Annotated in this window: 21 protein-coding genes and 1 riboswitch; of the genes, 14 read left to right on the top strand and 7 right to left on the bottom strand. The window is 70.0% G+C overall.

From position 1 onward, the window contains the following. Window positions 1–144: 144 nt before the first annotated feature. From ACZ60E_RS28950 to gcvT, 5 genes are all read right to left on the bottom strand, one after another. Window positions 145–339 carry a hypothetical protein gene (locus tag ACZ60E_RS28950; protein ID WP_469444229.1) on the bottom strand — a complete coding sequence of 65 codons (195 nt, stop codon included), beginning with the start codon at window positions 337–339 and terminating at the stop codon, window positions 145–147. A 431-nt stretch (window positions 340–770) separates the two neighbouring features. Then, the gene (locus tag ACZ60E_RS28945; RefSeq protein ID WP_469444228.1) at window positions 771–2,156 is read right to left on the bottom strand and encodes an L-serine ammonia-lyase; all 1,386 of its coding nucleotides are present in this window, start codon (window positions 2,154–2,156) and stop codon (window positions 771–773) included. A gap of 110 nt (window positions 2,157–2,266) precedes the next feature. Beyond that, window positions 2,267–3,529 (bottom strand): serine hydroxymethyltransferase, encoded by a 1,263-nt coding sequence (gene glyA / locus ACZ60E_RS28940; protein ID WP_469444227.1) that lies wholly within the window; start codon window positions 3,527–3,529, stop codon window positions 2,267–2,269. 30 nt (window positions 3,530–3,559) lie between these two features. Then, the gene (gcvH, locus tag ACZ60E_RS28935) at window positions 3,560–3,937 is read right to left on the bottom strand and encodes a glycine cleavage system protein GcvH (protein WP_210889659.1); all 378 of its coding nucleotides are present in this window, start codon (window positions 3,935–3,937) and stop codon (window positions 3,560–3,562) included. Between the two features lie 127 nt (window positions 3,938–4,064). After that, window positions 4,065–5,192, bottom strand: coding sequence for a glycine cleavage system aminomethyltransferase GcvT (gene gcvT, locus ACZ60E_RS28930; RefSeq protein WP_469444225.1), 1,128 nt, complete (start codon window positions 5,190–5,192; stop codon window positions 4,065–4,067). Between the two features lie 163 nt (window positions 5,193–5,355). Next, window positions 5,356–5,472, bottom strand: a riboswitch (glycine riboswitch). A 194-nt stretch (window positions 5,473–5,666) separates the two neighbouring features. On the opposite strand from gcvT, the gene ACZ60E_RS28925 reads away from it, so the two are divergent. From ACZ60E_RS28925 to ACZ60E_RS28875, 11 genes are all read left to right on the top strand, one after another. Next, complete coding sequence (locus tag ACZ60E_RS28925; RefSeq protein WP_384807653.1) at window positions 5,667–6,353, top strand: AAA family ATPase; 687 nt, start codon at window positions 5,667–5,669, stop codon at window positions 6,351–6,353. Between the two features lie 50 nt (window positions 6,354–6,403). Further along, on the top strand, window positions 6,404–7,189 hold the full coding sequence (locus ACZ60E_RS28920) for an enhanced serine sensitivity protein SseB (protein WP_469444224.1): 786 nt from the start codon (window positions 6,404–6,406) through the stop codon (window positions 7,187–7,189). A 264-nt stretch (window positions 7,190–7,453) separates the two neighbouring features. Then, complete coding sequence (locus ACZ60E_RS28915; protein ID WP_469444223.1) at window positions 7,454–8,245, top strand: enhanced serine sensitivity protein SseB C-terminal domain-containing protein; 792 nt, start codon at window positions 7,454–7,456, stop codon at window positions 8,243–8,245. Window positions 8,246–8,628: 383 nt separating this feature from the next. Further along, window positions 8,629–9,642, top strand: a complete 1,014-nt coding sequence (locus tag ACZ60E_RS28910; RefSeq protein ID WP_469444222.1) for an ABC transporter permease — start codon at window positions 8,629–8,631, stop codon at window positions 9,640–9,642. A gap of 61 nt (window positions 9,643–9,703) precedes the next feature. After that, entirely contained in the window at window positions 9,704–11,494 is a 1,791-nt protein-coding gene (locus ACZ60E_RS28905; protein WP_469444221.1) for an ABC transporter substrate-binding protein, read from the top strand. Between the two features lie 117 nt (window positions 11,495–11,611). Next, entirely contained in the window at window positions 11,612–12,610 is a 999-nt protein-coding gene (locus ACZ60E_RS28900; protein WP_469444220.1) for an ABC transporter permease, read from the top strand. Continuing rightward, entirely contained in the window at window positions 12,607–13,704 is a 1,098-nt protein-coding gene (locus tag ACZ60E_RS28895) for an ABC transporter ATP-binding protein (RefSeq protein WP_384807643.1), read from the top strand. The genes ACZ60E_RS28900 and ACZ60E_RS28895 overlap by 4 nt, the downstream gene beginning before the upstream one ends. A gap of 14 nt (window positions 13,705–13,718) precedes the next feature. Next, window positions 13,719–14,951 (top strand): ABC transporter ATP-binding protein, encoded by a 1,233-nt coding sequence (locus tag ACZ60E_RS28890; RefSeq protein ID WP_469444219.1) that lies wholly within the window; start codon window positions 13,719–13,721, stop codon window positions 14,949–14,951. 99 nt (window positions 14,952–15,050) lie between these two features. Then, window positions 15,051–15,713: a trimeric intracellular cation channel family protein gene (locus ACZ60E_RS28885; RefSeq protein WP_384807640.1), complete on the top strand. Its 663-nt coding sequence runs from the start codon at window positions 15,051–15,053 to the stop codon at window positions 15,711–15,713. 108 nt (window positions 15,714–15,821) lie between these two features. Further along, window positions 15,822–16,697 carry a thioesterase family protein gene (locus tag ACZ60E_RS28880; protein WP_469444217.1) on the top strand — a complete coding sequence of 292 codons (876 nt, stop codon included), beginning with the start codon at window positions 15,822–15,824 and terminating at the stop codon, window positions 16,695–16,697. Between the two features lie 27 nt (window positions 16,698–16,724). Continuing rightward, window positions 16,725–17,726, top strand: coding sequence for a helix-turn-helix transcriptional regulator (locus ACZ60E_RS28875; RefSeq protein ID WP_469444215.1), 1,002 nt, complete (start codon window positions 16,725–16,727; stop codon window positions 17,724–17,726). A gap of 614 nt (window positions 17,727–18,340) precedes the next feature. Here ACZ60E_RS28875 and ACZ60E_RS28870 read toward each other — a convergent pair. Next, the gene (locus ACZ60E_RS28870; RefSeq protein WP_384807635.1) at window positions 18,341–18,967 is read right to left on the bottom strand and encodes a TetR family transcriptional regulator; all 627 of its coding nucleotides are present in this window, start codon (window positions 18,965–18,967) and stop codon (window positions 18,341–18,343) included. A 128-nt stretch (window positions 18,968–19,095) separates the two neighbouring features. On the opposite strand from ACZ60E_RS28870, the gene ACZ60E_RS28865 reads away from it, so the two are divergent. From ACZ60E_RS28865 to ACZ60E_RS28855, 3 genes are all read left to right on the top strand, one after another. Next, the gene (locus tag ACZ60E_RS28865; protein WP_453794319.1) at window positions 19,096–19,260 is read left to right on the top strand and encodes a hypothetical protein; all 165 of its coding nucleotides are present in this window, start codon (window positions 19,096–19,098) and stop codon (window positions 19,258–19,260) included. A gap of 74 nt (window positions 19,261–19,334) precedes the next feature. Next, a complete protein-coding gene (locus tag ACZ60E_RS28860; protein ID WP_384807632.1) occupies window positions 19,335–19,610 on the top strand; it encodes a DUF4190 domain-containing protein in 276 nt (91 codons plus the stop codon). A 103-nt stretch (window positions 19,611–19,713) separates the two neighbouring features. After that, window positions 19,714–20,883 (top strand): cysteine desulfurase family protein, encoded by a 1,170-nt coding sequence (locus ACZ60E_RS28855; RefSeq protein ID WP_469444212.1) that lies wholly within the window; start codon window positions 19,714–19,716, stop codon window positions 20,881–20,883. 19 nt (window positions 20,884–20,902) lie between these two features. Here ACZ60E_RS28855 and ACZ60E_RS28850 read toward each other — a convergent pair whose 3' ends face one another. After that, complete coding sequence (locus tag ACZ60E_RS28850; RefSeq protein WP_384807628.1) at window positions 20,903–21,319, bottom strand: DUF1761 domain-containing protein; 417 nt, start codon at window positions 21,317–21,319, stop codon at window positions 20,903–20,905. Window positions 21,320–21,427: the final 108 nt, after the last annotated feature.

Genomic DNA, 21,427 nt, shown 5'->3' with positions numbered 1-21,427 from the left:
TCTGTGTGCGGTGCAACGTGGCAGGCGAGCAACGAGCCGTGGTAAATGCTCTGATCTGGTCCGTGGACCGACTGTTGCGGCGGGCCGGATTGCGCAGGTTGTTGTAGACGCGGCCGGCTGTGGTGTCACGCGCGGGGTTCACCATCAGGCGAGCACTGCCTCTATGGCAGGACGGATAATGGGTAAGGCGTCCAACTCGCCCGCGATGTTCTGGAGTTCGCCAAACCGGCTGCGTCCGTCTCGGTGCAGGTAGCGGCCGCGCGCGGACAGGGGGAGGGCCTTGCCGATGCGGCTGCGCTGGCGCATCGCGTTGACGACGCTGCGGGCTGCGTTGTACACGGGGGTGGCCCTCCCGGGGCCGCGTCAAACTGTTCGACGCCGAGAGTGAAGGTCTTCGAGGCGCACTGCGCCACCACGGCCGGCGGGTAGGAAATCGTGGGGTGTCATAAACCGCGCGGGACGGCGACGTGTGCTGCTGTGGGGATGTCGACGATCAGTCATGCCGGGCCAGGGCGGACTCGCCGCACACGAGGGTGCGAGGAGTCCGTGAGCGCACTGTCGGCAGATCCACATGCGCGGCCTCCGGTGCACCTACTCGCCGGTGCAGGTCGGAACAGTGATCCAGGGTGCCACGAACCTTCAGGTCAGGCACCGACTTCATCGGATTTTTCGTGTACTTTCACGGGCGTTTCGGGGGCTTTCCGCCGCATGGGCAGGGGAGGCGCCGACAACACTGAAAGAGGTGAACGCGCCGGTCAGGCCCCATTCCCTCAGCACTCGATGATGTTCACAGCCAACCCGCCCCGCGCCGTCTCCTTGTACTTGACGGACATGTCCGCGCCCGTCTCCTTCATGGTCTTGATGACCTTGTCGAGGGACACCTTGTGGGAGCCGTCGCCGCGCATGGCCATCTTCGCCGCCGTGACGGCCTTGACCGCGGCCATGCCGTTGCGTTCGATGCAGGGGATCTGGACGAGGCCGCCGACCGGGTCGCAGGTGAGGCCCAGGTTGTGCTCCATGCCGATCTCGGCGGCGTTCTCGACCTGTTCGGGAGATCCGCCGAGCACCTCCGCGAGCGCGCCCGCCGCCATCGAGCAGGCCGAGCCGACCTCGCCCTGGCAGCCGACCTCGGCGCCGGAGATGGAGGCGTTCTCCTTGAAGAGCATGCCGATAGCGCCGGCGGCGAGCAGGAAGCGTACGACGCCGTCCTCCTTCTCCTCGGCGGTGGAGGAGGCGCCCGCGACGAAGTTCACGTAGTAGTGCAGGACCGACGGGATGATGCCCGCGGCGCCGTTGGTGGGGGCGGTGACGACCCGGCCGCCCGCCGCGTTCTCCTCGTTCACGGCCATCGCGTACAGGGTGATCCACTCCATGGCGTGGGCCAGCGGGTCGCCCTCGGCGCGCAGCTGGCGGGCCGACATGGCCGCGCGGCGGCGCACCCGCAGGCCGCCGGGCAGGATGCCCTCGCGGGACATGCCGCGCGAGACGCACGCCTGCATGACGCGCCAGATGGCGAGGAGCCCCTCGCGGATCTCCTCCTCGGTGCGCCAGGCCCGCTCGTTCTCCAGCATCAGCGCGGAGATGGACAGGCCCGTCTCCCGGGTGAGCCGCAGCAGCTCGTCGCCCGTGCGGAAGGGGTACTTCAGGACCGTGTCGTCCAGCACGATGCGGTCCGCGCCGACCGCGTCCTCGTCGACGACGAACCCGCCGCCCACCGAGTAGTACGTCTTCGACAGCACCTCGGCGCCCGAGGCGTCGTACGCCCACAGGGTCATGCCGTTCGCGTGGTACGGCAGTGTCTTGCGGCGGTGCAGCACCAGGTCGTCGTCGAAGGAGAAGTCGATCTCGTGCTCGCCGAGCAGCTCGAGGCGGCCCGACGACTTGATCTTCTCGACCCGGTCGTCGGCGCCCTCGACGTCCACCGTGCGGGGGGAGGCGCCCTCCAGGCCGAGCAGCACCGCCTTGGGGGTGCCGTGGCCGTGGCCGGTGGCGCCCAGTGAGCCGTACAGCTCTGCGCGGACCGCGACCACGGGGGTCAGCAGGTCCTCGTTGCGCAGGCGGTGCGCGAACATGCGTGCCGCGCGCATCGGGCCGACCGTGTGGGAGCTGGACGGGCCGATGCCGATCGAGAACAGGTCGAAGACCGAGATGGCCACGGGAACTCCTCAAAGCGGGGTGAAGCGGGGTCGAACGGGGCGGAACCAAACGGAACGGAACGGGGTACCGCGCGCACCTTCCAGTGTGCGCGGTACCCCGCGAAACGGAACTACTTGCCCAGACCGGGGTACAGCGGGTGCTTCTCGGCCAGGGCGGTCACCCGGGCCTTGAGCGCCGCCGCGTCGAAGACCGGCTTCAGGGTCTCGGCGATGACGTCCGCGACCTCGGTGAAGTCCTCGGCGGTGAAGCCGCGGGTCGCGAGCGCGGGCGTACCGATCCGCAGGCCCGAGGTGACCATCGGCGGCCGGGGGTCGTTCGGGACGGCGTTGCGGTTGACCGTGATGCCGACCTCGTGGAGGCGGTCCTCGGCCTGCTGTCCATCCAGCTCGGACTCGCGCAGGTCGACCAGGATCAGGTGCACGTCCGTGCCGCCGGAGAGCACGTTCACCCCGGCCTCGCGGGCGTCGGGCGCCGTCAGCCGCTCGGCGAGGATGCGCGCGCCGTCGATCGTGCGCTGCTGGCGCTCCTTGAACTCCTCCGTGGCGGCGACCTTGAAGGAGACCGCCTTGGCCGCGATCACGTGCTCCAGGGGGCCGCCCTGGAAGCCCGGGAAGACGGACGAGTTCAGCTTCTTCGCGAAGGCCTTCCTGGCGAGGATGATCCCGCCGCGGGGCCCGCCGAGCGTCTTGTGCGTGGTGGAGGTGACCACGTCCGCGTACTCCACCGGGTTCGGGTGGAGGCCGGCCGCGACGAGGCCCGCGAAGTGCGCCATGTCGACCCACAGGTGGGCCTCGACCTCGTCCGCGATGCGGCGGAACTCGGCGAAGTCCAGCTGGCGGGGGTACGCCGACCAGCCCGCGATGATCACCTTGGGGCGGTTCCCCTTGGCGAGCCGCTCGACCTCGGCCATGTCGACCAGGCCGGCGCCGTCCACGTGGTACGCGACCACGTTGAACTGCTTGCCGGAGAAGTTCAGCCGCATCCCGTGGGTCAGGTGACCGCCGTGGGCGAGGTCCAGGCCGAGGATGGTGTCGCCGGGCTGGGCCAGCGCGAAGAGCGCGGCCTGGTTGGCGGAGGCGCCCGAGTGCGGCTGCACGTTGGCGTACTCGGCGCCGAACAGCTCCTTGACCCGGTCGATCGCGATCTGTTCGGCGACGTCGACGTGCTCGCAGCCGCCGTAGTAGCGGCGGCCGGGGTAGCCCTCGGCGTACTTGTTGGTGAGGACCGAGCCCTGGGCCTCCATGACCGCGACCGGGGCGAAGTTCTCCGAGGCGATCATCTCAAGGGTGGACTGCTGACGGTTCAGCTCGGCGTCGAGGGCGGCGGCGACGTCCGGGTCGAGTTCGTGCAGGGGCGTGTTCAGAAGCGACATCGGTCTGGGGTCCTTAGCGAGGAGCCGGAATCAGGAGCCGGAGAATTCGGTGTACTCGGCGGCGGAGAGCAGGTCCTTCGGCTCGTCCGTCACCCGTACCTTGAAGAGCCAGCCACCCTCGAAGGGAGCGGTGTTCACCAGCGCGGGGTCGTCCACGACATCCTGGTTGATCTCGGTGATCTCACCGGTGACGGGTGAGTACAGGTCGCTCACCGACTTGGTCGACTCCAGCTCGCCGCAGGTCTCGCCCGCGGTCACCGCGGCACCGACCTCGGGGAGCTGGACGTACACCACGTCGCCGAGCGCGTTGGCCGCGTGCTCCGTGATGCCGACCGTCGAGACGCCGTCCTCGGCGCCCGACAGCCACTCGTGCTCCTTGCTGTAGCGCAGCTCTTGGGGGTTGCTCATGGCCTGAATTCTCCTGTACGCGGGTGAGTGCTGATGCAGGGGGAGTACGGGTGAGCTGGGCGGATGTGCCCAGGATCACGTGTGGCGCCTGCGGACCGGCGTCACGTGCGGTGCGTGCGGACCAGTGTCACTTCTGGCGCTTGTAGAACGGCAGTGCCACGACCTCGTACGGTTCGTGGCTGCCCCGGATGTCCACGCCGACACCGGCGGTGCCGGGCGCGGAGTGCTCCGCGTCGACGTACGCCATCGCGATCGGCCTGCCGAGCGTCGGGGAGGGCGCGCCGGAGGTGACCTCGCCGATGACCTTGCCGCCGGCGACGACGGGGTAGCCGGCGCGCGGGACGCGGCGGCCCTCGGCGGCCAGGCCGACCAGGACGCGCGGGGGCGTCGACTCGGCGCGGGCGGCGGCCTCGGACAGCGCCTCGCGGCCCACGAAGTCGCCCTCCTTCTCGAACTTCACGACCCGGCCGAGCCCCGCGTCGAACGGCGTGAGCGAGGTGCTCAGCTCATGCCCGTACAGCGGCATGCCGGCCTCCAGGCGCAGGGTGTCCCGGCAGGAGAGCCCGCAGGGGGCGAGTCCGGCCGCGGCTCCCGCGTCGGTCAGCGCCTGCCACAGCTTCCCGGCGTCGGCCGGGGCCACGAACAGCTCGAAGCCGTCCTCGCCGGTGTAGCCGGTGCGCGCGATCAGCGCGGGGACGCCCGCGACCGTGCCGGGCAGGCCCGCGTAGTACTTCAGGCCGTCCAGGTCGGCGTCGGTGAGGGACTTCAGGATGCCGGGGGACTCGGGGCCCTGGATCGCGAGCAGCGCGTACGCGTCCCGGTCGTCGCGGACCTCGGCGTCGAAGCCCTCGGCGCGCTCCGTGAGGGCGTCCAGGACCACCTGGGCGTTGGAGGCGTTGGCCACGACCATGTACTCGGTGTCGGCGAGGCGGTAGACGATCAGGTCGTCGAGGATGCCGCCGTCGGCCCGGCAGATCATCGTGTAGCGGGCCCGGCCGGTCTTCACGCCGCCGATGTTGCCGACCAGCGCGAAGTCCAGCAGCGCGGCGGCCTGCGGTCCGCTCACGGTGATCTCGCCCATGTGCGAGAGGTCGAAGAGCCCGGCCCGGGTCCGGACGGCGACGTGCTCGTCGCGCTCGGAGCCGTACCGCAGGGGCATGTCCCAGCCCGCGAAGTCGGTCATGGTCGCGCCCAGCGAGCGGTGCAGGGCATCGAGGGCGGTGCGGCGGGGTTCGACGGGGGTGTTGCTGCTCATCGGCGGGGCTCCCAAGGCATGACGGCGAGGTCGTTCCTCCCCATCTGTCATCGGAACCTGAGAGGTTCGCCGTGACCCGCCGCCGAACACGGGGGTCACTGACTTGCACCTTGGGTGGGGCCTACGCCCTGACGGTCAGGGGCGGCCCGCTTTTCAGATGTGCCTCGTCCGTGCGGTATCGGGGGCCTGAGAGATTCAAGGGAGGGACTTGCTCCTTCGGCGCCCGGGCACTCGTACACCTGCGTGTACGTGTTTCCCGGAACTCTCCCGCGCGGATTCAAGCGGCCGGTATGCAGTTGGCGGGCACATCATTGCACGCCCCCGGCTCCGGCAGGGGGCCGCGCGGGGTCAGGACGGGGTGGCCAGGGTGTTCACAGTGATCTGTGACGGGGCTGTGGCAGGACAAGAACAGAAACAGGGGGACCAGCGCATTACCTTCTCTTTACACTCGACGGAGATGGGTCTGCCGACCCCATGGGGAGGACGATCAGGGTGAACAGGACCACGGCGTACGCGACCAGTTCGGGCATCGCGCTGCCCAAGCAGCCACCTGCGCCGGCCAGGGAGGCGTGCGACCCGCTGGTGACCCCCGTCGTCCGCGACCTGCGGGCGCGCTCGGGCCACAGCCCGCACGGTCTGCGCTTCGGGGCGGCCGATCTGGTGGTGGTCACGGGCCTGCCGGGCAGCGGCAAATCGACCCTGATGCGCCGGGCGGTGACCGGCCGCCTCATCGACTCCCAGGACACCCGCGACCGCTGGGACGAGCGCCTGGCCCGTTTCCTGCCGTACGCGGTCTACCGGCCCCTCGTCCGCGCCGCGCACTACGCGGGCCTGCGCCGGGCCCTGCGCTCCGGGGAGGGCGTCGTCGTCCACGACTGCGGTACGCAGGCCTGGGTGCGTGACTGGCTCGCCCGGGACGCCCGCCGTCGCGGCGGCACCCTGCACCTGCTGCTCCTCGACGTCGACCCCGGCACGGCCCTCGACGGCCAGCGCGAACGCGGCCGGGGCGTCTCGCGGTACGCGTTCGCGCGCCACCGCGGCGCGGTCGCCCGGCTGCTGCGCTCGGTGGAGAAGGGCGACCTCCCCGACGGCTGCGGTTCCGCGGTGCTCGTCGACCGTGCCGCGGCGGACGTGCTGCGCCGCATCGATTTCGGCGACTGAGGACGACTAACCTCGGCCATCGCACACGGCGGTTGGAGCAGGCGGTAGAGATGGACTTCCCGGCACAGGACATTCCGGCACACGCGCACCCCCACATGGGCTGGCCCGGCAACGAGGTGGAGGAGGTGCTCGCCGCCTCCCTGGGGCTCCCTCCGTCCCCCTCGACGGGGGCCCGGGTCGTGGAGACCCTCGGGCGCGGCTTCGTCTGGGTGCCGCTGCCCGAGGGCGGCGGCCCGCACAGCGGCCCGCTCGCCCTGCCCACGATCGAGCTCGGCGGACAGGCGTACGTGCCGGTCTTCACCTCGGAGCAGCAGTTCCGCCAGGTCGTCGGCGACCGCATGGCGTACACCGTGGCGCCCGCCGTGGAGTTCGCGCGCGGGCTGCCGCCCCAGGTGGGCATCGCGCTGAACCCGGACGGCACGGTCGGGATGCCGGTGCCCCCGCTCGCCGTCGCCGAGCTGTGCCGGGCCGGCCGGACCGAACTGGACGGGCCCGCGAGCGGCGGCCGGGTCCGGCTGTTCCAGCCCGACTGGCAGGACGACCCGGTGGACTTCCTGGCCGCGGCCTCGGCGGAGTTCGACGCGACCGGCGTGGTGGCGAGCGCCCGGCGCTGTCTGGCGAGCATCGAGGGCGGCGACACCATGATGTTCGTCGGCGTGGAGGCGACCCACTGGGACGAGAACGCGCGCACGCTCCCGCTGGACGCCCTGGGCCGCGCCCTGGGCAGGGTCCCCCTGCCCCACCCGGTGAGCCTGGTCTTCCTGGACGTGGCCCAGGACCCGGTGGGCGACTGGCTGAGGGAGAAGGTCCGCCCGTTCTACAGCCGGGCGTTCTGAGGCGGGGTGTTTCGGGGCCGCCCGCAGGGCGCGCCCCGAAAAGGGGCGCGGGGAACGGCGCGGCCAGCCACACGGCCCGCACCCGACAGCGCACAGAGAGTCCCGAGCTCAAATCACCAAACCCGGCGGAGCGCAACGGTGCTGTCGGGATCGCCGCATAAGCTGGTTTCATGGCTCGGTCGGAGTGGTGCGATGTTCAAGTGAACGGGACACCTCATCGAACGGGACCGGTATGTCAGTGATGTCGCGAAGGGGCGGTAGAAGGTGAGCGCGTCGGGCACGGCCGCGGCCGGGCAGGTCGAGCACATGCTGCGCCAAGTGACGCCCGGGCGTTACGACGCCTACGAGGCGCTTCTGCGCGCACTGGCGACCCCGCCGTCCGGCCAGGTGTGGATGCTGCTCTGGCACGGTCAGGCGGGCTCGCCCGACGCCCAGTACGGGAACATGGAGGTCGACGGCTTCGGCTACGCCCCCTGTGTGACCTCCGCCCAGGAGTTGTCGGCCAGCGGCTGGAACCGTTCGTACGAGGTGGTCGACGGGCTCGACGTCGCCCGCACCCTGTACCCCGACCACTACGGCCTCTGGCTGAACCCGCACGCGCCGGGCGGCGGCGTCGGCATCCCCTGGCTCGATCTGCGGCGCATCGCCACCGGCCTGGAGCGGCAGCCCGCGGGCCCGCTGCGACTGTCCGAACCGGCCATCGAGATCCCGCAGTTCTACGCCCTGCTCACCCAGAACGCGCACCGGACGGCCGCCGTCCGCTCGCTGCGCCGCGCCTGGGTGCAGCCCGCGCTCGGCGCCCCGTACCTCGCCATCGGTCTCGATGTGTACGACACCAGCCCGCCGGCCGTGGACTCGGTGCGGGCGATGATGCAGCAGTCGATCGGCGCGGTGCCGGACGGGCTGCCGGTGTCGACCGTCGCGATGTCGGACGCGTACGACCCGGTGGCTCTGTGGCTGCGCGCCAACGCGCGGCCGTTCTACGACCGGGAGGCGCACGCGGCTCCCGTCCAGGCACCGGCGGCGGGCGGTTACGGATTCCCCGGCACGTACTGAGATGATCTGGAGGGACACGGTCCATCCAGCCGGATGGTCGTGATCCGTCGGGCGGAGTCCACCCAGTGGAGCATCTGCTCCCACACCCGTACCGCCGCTGGGCGGAATGTCCCTATCTACGCGGGTAAATGGGTTGCGAGGCACCTTTCGCCCCAAGTGTCATGTGTCCGACCCCCGTTACCCGGCGTTCGGATAACGGAACCCTCCTGACGGCATCACGGTTGCGCATCCATTCGCCTTCAGGTCTGGCTTCAGATCACCGAGGCGTTGAAGACTCCCGGTCCAGGAGGTTTAAACCTCCTGATGTGTACGACGGACTGATCACGCCGCTACAGCGGCAAGCGTGGGCCGGCTACCGCCGGTTGAGAGGGGTCCCTGCCACGATGACGGCACCATTGCACGAGCCGACGGCCGAAGCCGTGCCGAGCGCGGCCGAAGAGGCGGCGCTCGTTGCCGGCTCCGCCGAGGCGAAGGCGGTACAAGGACGTTCCCTCGGCCGCATCGCCTGGGAGCGCCTGAAGCGCGACAAGCTGGCCCTCGCGGGCGGCACGGTCGTGCTTCTGCTGATCCTGATCGCCCTGCTCGCGCCCGTGATCGCGAACCTGGTCGGACAGGACCCCGAAACGCACCACGAGGACCTGATCGACCCGCTCTTCTCGACCCCCAAGGGGTCCTACGGCGGCATCAGCGGGGACCACCTCTTCGGTGTCGAACCCGTCAGCGGCCGCGACATCTTCGCCCGGATCGTCTACGGAGCCCGGATCTCCCTGCTGGTCGGCTTCCTGTCGGCTCTGGTCGCCGTGGTGCTCGGCACGGTCCTCGGCGTTCTCGCCGGCTACTTCGGCGGCTGGGTCGACGCGACCGTCAGCCGCGTGATGGACGGCCTGCTGGCCTTCCCGCAGCTGCTCTTCATCATCGCGCTGGTCTCGGTCATGCCGAACGAGATGCTGGGTCTGACCGGCACGGGCGTGCGCCTGTTCGTGATGATCCTGGTGATCGGCTTCTTCGGCTGGCCCTACGTCGGCCGCGTGGTCCGCGGCCAGACGCTCTCGCTGCGCGAACGCGAGTACGTCGAAGCCGCGCGCAGCCTCGGAGCCGGACGGTTCTACATCCTGTTCAAGGAGCTGCTGCCCAACCTGGTCGCTCCGATCATCGTGTACACGACGATGATGATCCCGACCAACATCCTCACCGAGGCGGCGCTCAGCTTCCTGGGCGTCGGCGTCAAGCCGCCGACCGCCTCGTGGGGGCAGATGCTCTCCGCCGCGATCGACTACTACGAGTCGGATCCCATGTACATGGTGATCCCCGGTGTGGCGATCTTCATCACGGTGCTCTCCTTCAACCTCTTCGGTGACGGCGTGCGTGACGCGCTCGACCCGAAGGGCTCCCGCTGAACTGCCGTACCCCCAAGGGCCCGTCATCTGTCGACGGGCCGCTACATATCGGAGGATCCGAGTGAGTACCCAACGCACCACAGGGCGGCGCAAGCAGGCCGTGGCCGCCGCAGCCGTGGTCGCTGCACTGCTGTCCACGGCGGCGTGCGGCGGCGGCAACGACGACGACGGGGGCGGTTCGAAGACCGGCGCGGCCGGCTTCGACGCCGCGAACAACAAGGTCGCCCAGGCCTCCCTCGCCAAGAAGGGGGGCACGCTCAAGTTCGCGGGCGCCCAGGATGCCGACTCGTGGGACACCACCCGCGGTTACTACGGCTTCATGTGGAACTTCTCGCGGTACTACAGCCGCCAGCTGGTCACCAACGCGACCAAGCCGGGCGCCGACGGTGCCAAGGTCGAGGCGGACCTCGCCACCGCTCCCGCGAAGGTCTCGGACGACGGCAAGACCTACACGTACACGCTGCGTGACGGGTCGACCTGGGAAGATGGCAAGCCCATCACCTCCAAGGACGTCAAGTACGGCATCGAGCGCGCGTGGGCGCAGGACGTGCTCTCCGGCGGTCCGATCTACCTTCAGCAGGTCCTGGACCCGAAGAAGGAGTACAAGGGCCCGTACAAGGACAAGTCCGCGGACAAGCTCGGCCTGAAGGCGATCGAGACGCCCGACGACAAGACGATCATCTTCAAGCTGCCCGAGGCGAACTCGGACTTCGAGGAGATGCTCGCGCTGACCTCGGCCTCCCCGGTCCGCCAGGACAAGGACACCAAGTCCAAGTACGGCCTGAAGCCGTTCTCGTCCGGCCCGTACAAGTTCCAGTCGTACACGCCGAGCAAGGGCATCGTGCTCGTCCGCAACACCGAGTGGAAAGAGTCCTCGGACCCGATCCGCAAGGCGTACCCGGACAAGATCACGGTCGACTTCTTCACCAACGCCAATGACATGGACCAGCGTCTGATCAAGGGCGACTACGACCTGGACATCGGCCAGACCGGTCTCTCCCCGCAGGGCCGCACCACCGCCCTGAAGGAGCACAAGGGCAACCTGGACAACCCGGTCTCCGGCTACATCCGCTACGCGGTCTTCCCGCAGAGCGTCAAGCCGTTCGACAACGAGCACTGCCGCAAGGCCGTGATCTACGGTGCCGACCACGAGTCGCTCCAGACCGCTCGTGGCGGCCCGGTCGCCGGTGGTGACATCGGTACCAACATGCTGCCGCCGTCGGTCCCGGGCTCCGAGGGCCAGAAGTACGACCCGTTCGAGTCGGCGACGACGAACAAGAACGGCAACGCCGCCAAGGCCAAGGAAGAGCTCAAGGCCTGCGGTAAGCCGAACGGCTTCAAGACCACCATCGCGGTCCGCAACAACAAGCCCGTCGAGGTGGCGACCGCCGAGTCCCTCCAGGCGTCGCTGAAGAAGGTCGGCATCACCGTCGACATCGAGCAGTTCGACGGTGCCCAGACCACCGGCATCATCGGTAGCCCCTCGAACGTCAAGAAGAAGGGCTACGGCATCATCATCATGGGCTGGGGCCCGGACTTCCCCAGCGTCCAGGGTTACGGCCTGCCCCTGTGGAGCGGCGACTACATCCTTGAGAGCGGCAACAACAACTTCGCCCTGATCAAGGACAAGACGATCGACGGACTCTTCGACAGCTACACCAAGGAGCTCGACTCCACGAAGAAGGCCGCGATCTCCACGGAGATCAACCACAAGGTCATGGAGGGCGGTTACTACCTGCCCTTCGTCTTCGAGAAGTTCATCAACTGGCGTTCGAACCGTCTCGCGAACGTCTACACCACCGACGGTTACAGCGGTCAGTACGACTTCGTCAACCTCGGCCTGAAGAAGTAACACCGACCGGCGCACCCGCCATACGGCACGAAAGGCAGGTGAAGGCCGGCGCGGCGTGACCCGCGGGCCACCGGAAGACCTCCGGTGGCCCGCGGCCCCGCCGCCGGGCCGAGAGCAGTGCTCGCATACCTCATCAGGCGGCTCTTCGCCGCCGCAGTGATGCTGGTGATCATCATCCTGGTGGTCTTCTGCATCTTCTTCCTCGTCCCCCGCTGGGCGGGCGTGGACCCGGCCACGATGTTCGTCGGCAAGCAGGCGGACCCTGCGGCCATCGAGGCCGTGCGGCAGAAGCTCGGTCTGGCAGACCCGATCTTCGCCCAGGTCTGGGAGTTCTTCAAAGGCATCTTCGTAGGCCGTACGTACTCGGGTGGCGGCGACGTCACGCAGTGCGCGGCGCCCTGCTTCGGCTACTCCTTCCGCAGCGAGCAGGCCATCTGGCCGGTGCTCACCGACCGCTTCCCGGTGACCCTGGGTCTCGCGCTCGGTGCTGCCTTCCTGTGGCTGCTCTTCGGTGTGGCGGCGGGTGTGCTCTCCGCGCTCAAGCGCGGTTCCCTCTGGGACCGTGGCGCGATGATCATCGCCCTCGGTGGCGTCTCGCTCCCCATCTACTTCACCGGCATGCTGTCGCTGGCGATCTTCAGTTACGGACTCGGCTGGATCGACGGCAGCTACGTCCCGCTCGAAGAGAGCTTCACCGGCTGGCTCGGCGGCATGATCCTCCCCTGGATCACCCTCGCCTTCCTGTACGCCGCGATGTACGCCCGCATCACCAGAGCCACCATGATGGAGGTCCTGGGCGAGGACTACATCCGGACGGCCCGTGCCAAGGGCCTGACCGAACCCGTCGTCATCGGAAAGCACGCGATGCGTTCCACCATGACGCCGATCCTCACCATGCTCGGCATGGACCTCGGTGCGCTGATCGGTGGCGCGATCCTCACCGAGACCACCTTCAGCCTTCCCGGCCTCGGCCAGGCCGTCCTCAAGGCGATCGGCGAGAAGGACCTGCCCGTCATCCTGGGCGTCACGCTGATCACCTCGCTCGCGGTGATCATCGCGAACCTGCTGGTGGACCTGCTGTACGCCGTGATCGACCCCCGAGTGAGGCTCTCATGACCGAACTCAGCAAGAGCGGAGCCGCCGTGGGGGAGCCCGTCAAGGACTCGCCCACCCCCTCCGCCTTCCTCGAAGTCCGCGACCTCAAGGTGCACTTCCCGACCGACGACGGACTGGTCAAGTCCGTCGACGGGCTCAGCTTCTCGCTGGAGAAGGGCAAGACCCTCGGCATCGTGGGCGAGTCGGGTTCGGGCAAGTCGGTGACCTCGCTCGGCATCATGGGCCTGCACACGACCGGTCAGTACGGCAAGCGCAAGGCGCAGATCTCCGGCGAGATCTGGCTGGACGGCACGGAACTGCTCACTGCCGACCCCGACCACGTGCGCAAGCTGCGTGGCCGCGAGATGGCGATGATCTTCCAGGACCCGCTGTCCGCGCTGCACCCGTACTACACGATCGGTCAGCAGATCGTGGAGGCCTACCAGATCCACCACAAGGTCACCAAGAAGGTGGCCCGCAAGCGGGCCGTCGAGATGCTCGACCGGGTCGGCATCCCGCAGCCCGACAAGCGGGTCGACAGCTACCCGCACGAGTTCTCCGGCGGTATGCGCCAGCGCGCGATGATCGCGATGTCGCTGGTCAACAACCCCGAACTGCTGATCGCGGACGAGCCGACGACCGCCCTGGACGTGACCGTCCAGGCGCAGATCCTCGACCTCATCCGCGACCTGCAGAAGGAGTTCGGCTCCGCGGTCATCGTCATCACCCACGACCTGGGCGTCGTCGCCGAACTCTCCGACGACATCCTGGTGATGTACGGCGGCCGCTGCATCGAGCGGGGGCCGGCCGAGAAGGTCTTCTACGAGCCCAAGCACCCCTACACCTGGGGTCTGCTGGGTTCCATGCCGCGGCTCGACCGTGAGCAGACCGAACGGCTCATCCCGGTCAAGGGCTCCCCGCCCTCGCTGATCAACCTTCCGACGGGCTGCGCCTTCAACCCGCGCTGCTCGTACGCGGACGTCCCCAAGGACAACGTCACCCGCACGGTCCGCCCGGAGCTGGCCCAGGTCGGCGGTCAGCACTGGGCCGCCTGCCACATGACGCAGGAGCAGCGGGAACGGATCTGGACCGAAGAGATTGCGCCCAAGCTGTGAGCGAGGACAAACCTGTGACCCCTTCCGCGCAGAGTGGCGGCGCGACCCTCACCAGGGACGCCGCTCCCGGTGAGACGCTCCTGAAGGTGACCGGGCTGCAGAAGCACTTCCCGATCCGCAAGGGCCTGCTGCAGCGGCAGGTCGGCGCGGTGCGGGCGGTCGACGGCCTCGACTTCGAGGTCAAGTCCGGTGAGACCCTGGGCGTCGTGGGCGAGTCCGGCTGCGGCAAGTCGACGATGGGCCGGCTGATCACGCGGCTCCTCGAACCGACCGCGGGCCGGATCGAGTTCGAGGGCAAGGACATCACGCACCTCGGTGTCGGCGCGATGCGTCCGATGCGCCGTGACGTCCAGATGATCTTCCAGGACCCCTACTCGTCGCTGAACCCGCGCCACACCATCGGCACGATCATCAGCGCCCCCTTCAAGCTCCAGGGCGTCACGCCCGAGGGCGGTGTCAAGAAGGAGGTCCAGCGGCTGCTGTCGGTGGTCGGACTCAACCCCGAGCACTACAACCGCTACCCGCACGAGTTCTCCGGCGGCCAGCGCCAGCGCATCGGCATCGCCCGCGCGCTCGCGCTCAACCCGAAGATGGTCGTGGCGGACGAGCCGGTCTCCGCGCTCGACGTGTCGATCCAGGCGCAGGTGGTGAACCTGCTGGACGACCTCCAGCAGGAGCTCGGCCTCACGTACGTGATCATCGCGCACGACCTGTCCGTCGTACGCCATGTCTCGGACCGTATCGCCGTGATGTACCTCGGCAAGATCGTCGAGCTGGCCGACCGCGACTCGCTGTACAAGGCGCCGATGCACCCGTACACCAAGGCGCTCATGTCGGCCGTGCCGATCCCGGACCCGCGGCGCAAGTCGGCCAAGAGTGAGCGCATCCTGCTCCAGGGAGACGTGCCCTCGCCGATCTCGCCGCCGAGCGGTTGCCGCTTCCACACCCGGTGCTGGAAGGCCACGCAGATCTGCACGACCACCGAGCCGCCGCTCCTTGAGCTGAAGCCCGGTCAGCAGGTCGCCTGCCACCACCCGGAGAACTTCGAGGACCAGGCACCGCAGGACACCGTGCTGCTGACCGTCGCGAAGCAGGCGGCGGAGCTGGTGGCCGACGAGGTGCTCGCGGAGTCCGCGGCGACCTCGGCCGCGGTGGCGGCGGAGGTCGCGGCCGCTCCGGCCGAGGCGCCGGCCGTGTCGCCGGCCGTGGCCGAGCCCGAGGACGAGGCTCCCGCCAAGGAGAAGTAAGAGAAGTAAGAGAAGCAAGTGCCGTAAGTAAGGCACGTAACACCGAGCCCCCGCCTTGCAATGTAAGGCGGGGGCTCAGTGCTGGGTGAGAATACAGAGGTGCTCCAGCAACTCTTCACTCCCTCCGTCCAGCACACGCTCGAACTCGTCGGCATCTTCTTCTTCGCGATCTCCGGTGCGCTGCTGGCCGTGCGCAAGAACTTCGACGTCTTCGGCATGGCCGTCCTCGCGGAGGTCACCGCGCTGGGCGGCGGCCTGTTCCGGGACCTGATCATCGGCGCGGTGCCGCCCGCGGCCTTCACGGACCTCGGATACTTCCTCACCCCGCTCCTCGCCACCCTGCTTGTGTTCTTCCTCCACCCCGAGGTGGAACGGATCCAGCTCGGCGTGAACGTCTTCGACGCGGCCGGCCTCGGCCTCTTCTGCGTCTCCGGCACGACGAAGGCGTACGAGTACGGGCTCGGCCTCACCGCCTCCGCGACCCTCGGCCTCGCCACGGCCGTCGGCGGCGGTGTGCTGCGGGACGTCCTCGCCAACGAGGTGCCGTCGCTGCTGCGCTGGGACCGCGACCTGTACGCCGTGCCCGCGATCGTCGGCGCCACGATGGTCGTCCTGTGCATCCGCTACGACGTGCTGAGCCCGTTCACCTCGGGGCTCGCGGTCGTCACCGCCTTCGCGCTGCGGCTGCTCGCGATGCGCTACCACTGGCGCGCGCCCCGGGCATGGCACCGGCGCTCGACGGCGGTGGAGGTACCGGAGTGAGGTGCCAGAGGGTGTGGGGGGAGGGGCGGCGGAGCGGGCCGGTCCGAGTTCATGTGATCGAAACAGGAAAAGCTACCGCTTAGTAATCACCTGTTGTACCGTTCATCCATGCCAGAAGCAGCTTCCGCGCACGCGCTGCGGGCCAGGATCGGTGACAGCGAGTTCGACCGCGACACCGCGGTCACCCGACGCGAACCCGGCGTCTACGACATCGACCTGTCCGCCGGGTGGACGATCATCAGCGCCGTCAACGGCGGCTACCTCCTCGCCGTCCTGGGCCGCGCCCTCGCCGACGCCCTGCCGCACTCCGACCCGTTCACGATCTCCGCGCACTACCTGACGGCGTCCCGGCCGGGCCCCGCGGTCGTGCGCACCGAGATCGTCCGCGCCGGCCGCACCCTCTCCACCGGCCAGGCGTCCCTCTTCCAGTACGACGACGAGGGCCACGAGGTCGAGCGGATCCGCGTCCTCGCCTCGTACGGGGACCTCGACGGCCTGCCCGACGACGTCCGTACGACCGCAAGGCCGCCCGCGATCCCACCGATCGACCAGTGCTTCGGCGCCTCGGACAGCCCCAGCGGCGCCCCCGTCCCCGGCAGCTCCGCCATCGCCGACCGGCTGATGCTCAAGCTCGACCCGGGCACGCTCGGCTGGGCCCTGGGAGCGCCGTCCGGCCGGGGCGAGATGCGCGCCTGGTTCGGCCTCGCCGACGGCCGCGACGCCGACCCGCTGTCGCTGCTCCTCGCGGTGGACGCGCTGCCGCCGACCGCCTTCGAACTCGGCCTCACCGGCTGGGTGCCCACCGTCGAGCTGACCGTGCACGTGCGCAGCCGTCCGGCGCCGGGGCCCCTGCGGATCGCCATCACCACCCGCAACCTCGCGGGCGGCTTCCTGGAGGAGGACGCCGAGGTCTGGGACAGCGCGGACCGGCTCGTCGCCCAGTCGCGCCAGCTGGCCCGGGTGCGGCTCGGCCGATCTTCGTAGCCGGCCCGGTCTTCGTACAGTGAGGGCGTGAAGTCCGACCGGCTGCTGGCCATCCTTCTGCTGCTGCAGACCCGTGGCCGGGTGCCCGCGCCCGAACTCGCCGAGCGGCTCGAAGTGTCGGTGCGGACCATCTACCGGGACGTCGAGGCGCTGTCCGCCGCAGGCGTCCCGGTCTACGCCGAACGCGGGCGGCACGGCGGGATCGAGCTGCTCGCCGGATTCCGTACGGACGTCACCGGGCTCACCGCCGACGAGTCGCGCGCCCTGTTCGTGCTGGCCGCGCGGGGCGCCCACACCGCGCTCGGCCTCGACGCGGCCCTCGGTTCCGCGCTGCGCAAGGTGATGGCCGCGCTGCCCGAACCGCACCGGCCCGCCGCCGAGGTGACCAGCCGCCGCATCCTGGTCGACGCCACGCGCTGGAAGGGCGGGCCGGGGGCCGGGGCCGCGGTCGAGCTGGGAGCCCTCCAGGACGCGGTGTTCGCCGACCGCAGGCTGCGCCTGGGCTACCGCCACGGCGGCGACACCGAGCCGCGTACGTACACCGTGGACCCGTACGGGCTCGTCGCCAAGGCGGGTGTCTGGTACCTCGTCGCCGACCGGCGCGGCAGGCCCCGGCTCTTCCGCGCCGACCGCGTGCGCTCGGCCCGCCTCACCGACGCGCCGGTGCGGCGGCGGCCCGGGGTGGAACTGGCCGACGCCTGGGCGGTGTTGCGGCGCGAGGTCGAGGAGCGGCCCGGCGGGATCGACGTGACCGTGCGGGTGCGGCGCGACCGCTTCGACCTGTTCCTGCGCCTGCACGGCGGCACACTCACCGAACCGCCCGCGGACGACGGGACGAGCGAGTGGGTCGTGGCGCGGCTCGCGTACGGGGTCGTGGGGGAGGCGCGCCCGCTGCTCGCCTTCGGGGACCGGCTGGAGGTCCTTTCGCCGCCGGGGGTGCGCGAGGAACTGGCGCGGGTGGCGGCCTCCGTGACGGAGCTCTACCGGCAGGCTTCACCGGCGGGGGAGTTGGGGCGTCCTTTGCCCTAACCACAGGCGGGGCACAGCGCGGGCCCAAGCGGGGCCCATGGACGGTTGGTTGCATGCGTTTCTCAGACTGATCTCATTGGTTTCATCCAACGGAGTTGCTCTCATGAAGCGTGTACGTCACGTCCCCGCCGTCGCCCTGCTGGCGCTCGCGCCACTCCTGCTGACGGCCTGCGGCTCGGGCGACTCCTCGTCGGACAGCGGCAACGGAGGCTCGGCCCAGTCGAGTTGTCAGCCGCCGTCGGGCGGGCCGGGCGGAGGTGCGTCGGGGCGGCCGAGCGGGGCCCCGACGGGGATGCCGTCCGGGGCGCCTTCGGGAACGCCTTCAGGAGTGCCATCGGGAGCACCGTCCGGCGCGGCCACGGGGAAGGCTCCGTCGGGCGCGCCCTCCGGAATGCCGTCGGGCGCGCCGAGCGGTGGCCCCGGCGGGCAGGGAGGTGGCCAGGGCGGTGGCTGCGGGCCGGGTGGGGGCGGACCGCAGGGCCAGGGGCAGCAGGGGCAGGCACAGCAGAGTCAGCAGGCGCAGGGCTAGGTAGGGGCCAGAGGTACGGGAACGCAGGGCTCAGGGCGCGTACGAGACCGTCGTACGCGCCCTGTGTGTGACGCGGGGCCGGGCGTCAGCCCAGCCAGTGGCGGCGGCCGATGCTGATCAGCCGCATCCGGCGCCTCGCCACCCGGGCCACCCGTTCCTCCTCGGCCGGGTCGTCCGGGTCCGACTCCAGGAAGGCGCTGGCGGTCATCAGCATCTGGTCGACGTACAGTCCGGCGAGCATCAGCAGATCGTCGTCGCTCCAGCCGTCCGACTCGGCCTGCTTGGCCAGTTCGGCCCGCACCTCGTCGGCGAACCGGTCCATCTGCTCCGCGATCGCGGCCCGGACCTTCTGCACCCCGCCGTTGCGCTCCCGGGCGATGAACCGGATGTGCGCCGGATAGGCCCGCACATGACGGGCGATCAGGGCGACGGCACGGTCTATGCGCTCGTCGCTGTCGCCGGCCGTGGAGACCGTGCCGGAGATCATCGGGTGCAGGCTGCCCAGCGCCTCCTCGACCAGCGCGACTCCGAGGTCGGCGGTCGAGTGGAAGTGCCGGTAGAAGGCGGTCGGGGCGACGCCGACGGCACGGGTGACCTCGCGCAGGCCCAGGCTGCTGAGGCTCTGCTCCGCCAACAGGCCCAACGCGGCGTCCAGGAACGCCTGTCGGGTCTTCTGCTTCTGGGCCTGCCGGACGCCAAGACTGTGACTCATGCCATGCAGTAAACAACTGTTCTCCGTGGGGGGAAAGTCGTCCGGCGCGCTAGACTCTGAAGTCAGTGAACAACTGTTACCACAATCGTTCACCGAATCGTTCACCGAATCGTCACGAGAGGCGACTCATGCTGTTCCTCGTCGCAGCCCTCCTGCTGCTGGGCGTCGTGATGGGCACCGTGGCCCACGCACCGCTCTCCTTCACCGTGGTGGCCGCCGTGGTCATCGGCGTCTGGCTGATGGTCTTCGCGATCCGCGAGCGCCACGGCCGCCGCCGCGAGACCTCGGGCTGAACCGCCGCCCGGCCGGCACCCCGCCGGACCATCACGCCCCCGTCCACGTACGACTGCCTGCTGGGAGCAGACTCATGGAACTCACCAACGCCACCGCCGCCCCGCGGCGCCGGAGCGCGACCCGTGACGCCGACGGCATGGCCGTCGCGTCCTTCATCCTCGGCCTGGTCGGCCTGCTCGCGCTGAACGTCGTCCTCGGCCCGGTCTCGATCATCCTGGCCGCGACGGCCCTCCTCCGGGGCACCACCCGCCGCGGACGCGCCTTCCTGGGCCTCGGCCTGGGCGTCGCCGACCTCGTGGTCCTGGTCGCCTTCATGTCGGCGGACAACACGCTGTCCTGGAGTTTCTGAGCCCGACCGAGCCCGGTTGGGCCCGGTACGAGCCGTGGGCCGGGCGCAAACAGCCCCCACCTGACCAAGTCGGTCGAGAGCGGGCTCTAGACTCGGGCTCACCATGGCATACCTCGACCACGCCGCGACCACCCCCATGCTTCCGGAGGCGGCCCTGGCAATGACCGCCCAGTTCGCCGTCACGGGCAACGCCTCCTCCCTGCACGCGGCCGGCCGCCGCGCCCGCCGCACGGTCGAGGAGTCCCGGGAGACCCTGGCGGAATCCCTGGGCGCCCGCCCCAGCGAGGTGGTCTTCACCTCCGGAGGCACCGAGGCCGACAACCTCGCCGTGAAGGGCCTGTACTGGTCCCGCCGCGACGCCGACCCGGCCCGCACCCGGATCCTGGCCAGCCCCGTCGAACACCACGCCGTCCTCGACGCCGTCCACTGGCTCGGCGAGCACGAGGGCGCCACGGTCGAGTACCTCCCGGTCGACCGGTACGGCCGCGTCCACCCCGACGCCCTGCGCGAGGCCATCGCCCGCAACCCCGACGACGTCGCCCTCGCGACCGTCATGTGGGCGAACAACGAGATCGGCACGATCATGCCGGTACGCGAACTCGCGGACGTGGCGGGGGAGTTCGAGATCCCCTTGCACGCGGACGCCGTCCAGGCCTTCGGCCAGGTCCCCGTCGACTTCGGCGCCTCGGGACTCGCCGCGATGACCGTCTCGGGACACAAGATCGGTGGCCCGTACGGCATCGGGGCGCTGCTGCTCGGCCGCGAGTACAGCCCCGTGCCGGTCCTGCACGGCGGCGGCCAGGAACGGCATGTGCGCTCCGGCACCCTGGACGTACCGGCCGTCGCCGCGTTCGCCGTGGCCGGCCGGACCGCCGCCGAACAGCGGGAGTGGTTCGACCGCGAGATCGGCTCGCTGCGCGACGACCTGGTCGACGCGGTCCGCGCGGCCGTACCGGACGCGATCCTCGGCGGCGACCCGGCGGAAGGGGGCCGCCTCCCGGCGAACGCCCACTTCACGTTCCCCGGCTGCGAGGGCGACTCGCTGCTCCTGCTGCTCGACGCCCAGGGCATCGAATGCTCCACGGGCTCTGCGTGCACCGCGGGCGTGGCCCAGCCCAGCCACGTCCTCCTCGCCACCGGCACGGACCCGGACCTGGCCCGCGGCACCCTCCGCTTCTCCCTCGGCCACACATCGACGGAGGCGGACGTGGAGGCCGTGGGCAAGGCGATCGGCCCGGCGGTGGAGAGGGCCCGGACGGCGGGTCTCAGTTAGTCCGTGTCCGCCCCCTCTGTCAGCGCATCGCGACAAGGATGACGCTGGTGAGCACGCTCGTGACGACGAAGAACGGCGCGTTCAGGACGCCGTAGTAGAGCGGGCGCGGGAAGTTCGGGTTGATGGCGATCTGGAAGGTCATCGCGCCGAGGTACCCGACACCGACGAGGAGTCCGAAGACCACGGCGTCGCCGAGGCCGGTGATGTCGAGGGCCTCGACGAGCACGGCGCTGGTCAGGACGGTGACCGTCAGGCACACCAGCGGACCGGCGGCGGTGACCGCGGTCTGGGCCGGCGCGGGCGCGCCTTCGCGGCCGAGGGCGACGGCGTACGGCTTGGCGATCACGACGGCGAACCAGAGGCCGGCGAGCACGATCGACGCGACGGCCGCGATGACGACGGCGAGCCAGTTGATGTCGGCGAATACGGAGAACACGCGCAGACTCCTTGAGGGGCGAACGAGCGGCCGGTGTGACCGCCGGACAGGAGTCTCCGCGAGGTACAGGACAGGGTGTGGCCGCTACTCCGGGGTGGCTTCTCCGGG

The sequence above is a fragment of the Streptomyces sp. NPDC102514 genome, from assembly GCF_055584525.1.
The sequence above is the reverse complement of the archived record's forward strand: the minus strand, read 5'-3'. Positions and strand labels throughout refer to the sequence as shown.

Coding starts and splice junctions, on each gene's coding strand:
- ACZ60E_RS28925 (WP_384807653.1), top strand. CDS start 5,667: ATGGGGAGGACGATCAGGGTGAACAGGACCACGGCGTACGCGACCAGT.
- ACZ60E_RS28855 (WP_469444212.1), top strand. CDS start 19,714: ATGGCATACCTCGACCACGCCGCGACCACCCCCATGCTTCCGGAGGCG.
- ACZ60E_RS28870 (WP_384807635.1), bottom strand. CDS start 18,967: ATGAGTCACAGTCTTGGCGTCCGGCAGGCCCAGAAGCAGAAGACCCGA.
- glyA (WP_469444227.1), bottom strand. CDS start 3,529: ATGTCGCTTCTGAACACGCCCCTGCACGAACTCGACCCGGACGTCGCC.
- ACZ60E_RS28895 (WP_384807643.1), top strand. CDS start 12,607: ATGACCGAACTCAGCAAGAGCGGAGCCGCCGTGGGGGAGCCCGTCAAG.
- ACZ60E_RS28880 (WP_469444217.1), top strand. CDS start 15,822: ATGCCAGAAGCAGCTTCCGCGCACGCGCTGCGGGCCAGGATCGGTGAC.
- ACZ60E_RS28920 (WP_469444224.1), top strand. CDS start 6,404: ATGGACTTCCCGGCACAGGACATTCCGGCACACGCGCACCCCCACATG.
- ACZ60E_RS28865 (WP_453794319.1), top strand. CDS start 19,096: ATGCTGTTCCTCGTCGCAGCCCTCCTGCTGCTGGGCGTCGTGATGGGC.
- ACZ60E_RS28910 (WP_469444222.1), top strand. CDS start 8,629: ATGACGGCACCATTGCACGAGCCGACGGCCGAAGCCGTGCCGAGCGCG.
- gcvH (WP_210889659.1), bottom strand. CDS start 3,937: ATGAGCAACCCCCAAGAGCTGCGCTACAGCAAGGAGCACGAGTGGCTG.
- ACZ60E_RS28860 (WP_384807632.1), top strand. CDS start 19,335: ATGGAACTCACCAACGCCACCGCCGCCCCGCGGCGCCGGAGCGCGACC.
- gcvT (WP_469444225.1), bottom strand. CDS start 5,192: ATGAGCAGCAACACCCCCGTCGAACCCCGCCGCACCGCCCTCGATGCC.